This window comes from Phenylobacterium sp., assembly GCF_035276905.1.
Taxonomy (GTDB): Bacteria; Pseudomonadota; Alphaproteobacteria; order Caulobacterales; family Caulobacteraceae; genus Phenylobacterium.
In genome coordinates this window covers 1-3,055 of sequence record NZ_DATELG010000415.1, presented here as the reverse complement: position 1 = coordinate 3,055, position 3,055 = coordinate 1, and the positions used below count along the sequence as shown (strand labels likewise).

Here is a 3,055-nt window from a genome sequence, read left to right as displayed (position 1 = left end):
AAGGGCAAGCAGGGCCGCTTCCGCCAGAACCTGCTCGGCAAGCGCGTCGACTACTCGGGCCGTTCGGTCATCGTCGTCGGCCCCGAGCTGAAGCTGCACGAGTGCGGCCTGCCGAAGAAGATGGCGCTGGAGCTGTTCAAGCCGTTCATCTACGCGCGGCTGGACGCCAAGGGCCTGTCGGGCACCGTCAAGCAGTCCAAGCGCATGGTCGAGCGTGAACAGCCGGCGGTGTGGGACATCCTCGACGAGGTGATCCGCGAGCATCCGGTGCTGCTGAACCGCGCGCCCACCCTGCACCGCCTGGGCATCCAGGCGTTCGAGCCGAAGCTGATCGAGGGCAAGGCGATCCAGCTGCACCCGCTGGTCTGCGCGGCCTTCAACGCCGACTTCGACGGCGACCAGATGGCCGTGCACGTGCCGCTCTCGCTGGAAGCCCAGCTGGAAGCGCGCGTGCTGATGATGAGCACGAACAACATCCTGTCGCCGGCCAACGGCCGGCCGATCATCGTGCCGTCGCAGGACATCGTGCTCGGCCTCTACTACCTGTCGCTGGCCAAGGAGAACGAGCCCGGCCAGGGCAAGGCCTTCGCGGACCTGGCGGAGATCGACCGGGCGCTCGACGTCGGCGTGGTCACCCTGCACACCAAGATCAAGGCGCGCCACACCGAGATGGACGCCGACGGCAACGTCGTGCGCAAGGTGATCGACACCACGCCCGGCCGGATGAAGATCGCCGCGCTCCTGCCGCACCACCCGGCGCTCGGCCATCGCCTTCTTGAGAAGAACCTGACCAAGAAGGAGATCGGCAACCTGATCGACGTCGTCTACCGGCACTGCGGTCAGAAGGCGACGGTCATCTTCGCCGACCAGATCATGGGCCTGGGCTTCCGCGAGGCGGCCAAGGCCGGCATCTCGTTCGGCAAGGACGACATCGTCATCCCGCAGCGCAAGAAGCCGATCGTCGAAGAGACCCGCAAGCTGGTCGAGGAATACGAGCAGCAATACGCGGACGGCCTGATCACCAAGGGCGAGAAGTACAACAAGGTGGTCGACGCCTGGGCCAAGGCCACCGACCGCGTCGCCGACGAGATGATGGTCGAGGTCGCCACGGCTGAGAAGGACGCCTCCGGCCGCGAGGGCGAGATCAACTCGATCTTCATGATGTCGAACTCGGGCGCCCGCGGCTCGCAGGCGCAGATGAAGCAGCTGGGCGGGATGCGCGGCCTGATGGCCAAGCCGTCCGGCGAGATCATCGAGACGCCGATCATCTCGAACTTCAAGGAAGGCCTGACCGTCCAGGAGTACTTCAACTCCACCCACGGCGCCCGAAAGGGCCTGGCCGACACCGCGCTGAAGACCGCCAACTCGGGCTACCTGACCCGCCGTCTGGTGGACGTGGCGCAGGACTGCATCATCACCGAGGAAGACTGCGGCACCACCCGGGGTATCACGCTCCGCGCCGTGGTCGAAGGCGGCGACGTGCTGGTCTCGCTCGGCCAGCGCATCCTGGGCCGGTTCGCGGCCGAGGACGTCAAGGAGCCGGGCGGCCAGGTGATCGTGCCGGCCGACAGCTACCTCGACGAGAACATGATCGACCTGATCGAGAGCGCCGGCGTCCAGTCGGTGAAGGTCCGCTCGGTCCTGACCTGCGAGACCAAGAACGGCGTCTGCGGCGCCTGCTACGGCCGCGACCTGGCGCGCGGCACGCCGGTGAACATCGGCGAGGCCGTGGGCGTCATCGCCGCCCAGTCGATCGGCGAGCCGGGCACCCAGCTGACGATGCGGACCTTCCACATCGGCGGCACCGCCCAGGTGGCCGAGCAGTCGTTCTTCGAAAGCGCCAACGAGGGCGTGGTGCGGATCACCGGCGGCAACACGGTGACCAACGCCGAAGGCCAGCTGATCGGCATGAGCCGCAACCTGCAGCTGGTGGTGCAGGTCGACGGCAAGGACCGCGAGTCCTACAAGCCGCCGTACGGCGCGCGCCTGCGGGTCAAGGACGGCGAGAGCGTCAAGCGCGGCCAGCGCCTGGCGGAATGGGACCCCTACACCACTCCGATCATCACCGAGGTCGGCGGCCGGGTGCGCTTCGAGGACCTCGTCGAGAACATGTCGTTCCGCGAAGAGGCCGACGAGGCGACGGGCATCTCCAACCGCGTGGTCATCGACTGGCGCGCCTCCACCAAGGGTTCGGACCTGCGTCCGGCCATGGCGGTGCTCGACGAGAACGGCGCCTACAAGCGCCTCTCGAACGGCGGCGAGGCCCGCTACCTGCTGCCCGTCGGGGCCATTCTCTCGATCGGCGACGCCGACGAGGTGAAGCCCGGCGAGGTCATGGCCCGTATCCCCACGGAAAGCGCCAAGACGCGCGACATCACCGGCGGTCTGCCGCGGGTGGCGGAGCTGTTCGAAGCGCGGCGTCCGAAGGACTGCGCGGTCATCGCCGAGATGGACGGCCGGGTCGAGTTCGGCCGGGACTACAAGAACAAGCGCCGCATCAAGATCACGCCGGAGGACGGCGGCGAGGCGGTTGAGTTCCTGATCCCGAAGGGCAAGCACATCGCCGTCCACGACGGGGACATCATCCGCAAGGGCGAGTACCTGATCGACGGCAACCCGGATCCGCACGACATCCTGCGGATCCAGGGCATCGAGGCGCTGGCCGACTTCCTGGTGAACGAGATCCAGGAGGTCTACCGACTGCAGGGCGTGCCGATCAACGACAAGCACATCGAGACGATCGTCCGTCAGATGCTGCAGAAGGTGGAGATCCTTGAGCCCGGCGACACCGGCCTGTTGAAGGGCGATCACCTCGACAAGCTCGAGGTCGACGAGGAGAGCGCCAAGGCGGAAGCCCGCGGCGGTCGCCCTGCGATCACCCAGCCGGTGCTGCTCGGCATCACCAAGGCCAGCCTGCAGACCCGCAGCTTCATCTCCGCGGCCTCGTTCCAGGAGACGACGCGGGTGCTCACCGAAGCCTCGGTCCAGGGCAAGATCGACACCCTGGAAGGCCTCAAGGAGAACGTCATCGTCGGCCGGCTCATCCCGGCGGGCA

The 3,055-nt window shown here is 67.3% G+C and carries 1 protein-coding gene; it reads left to right on the top strand.

Going from position 1 to position 3,055, the window contains the following annotated elements; translation table 11 throughout:
• Positions 1-3,055 (top strand): DNA-directed RNA polymerase subunit beta' (locus VJS38_RS19840; RefSeq protein WP_324089877.1); only part of this gene is annotated, 3,055 nt, incomplete at both ends.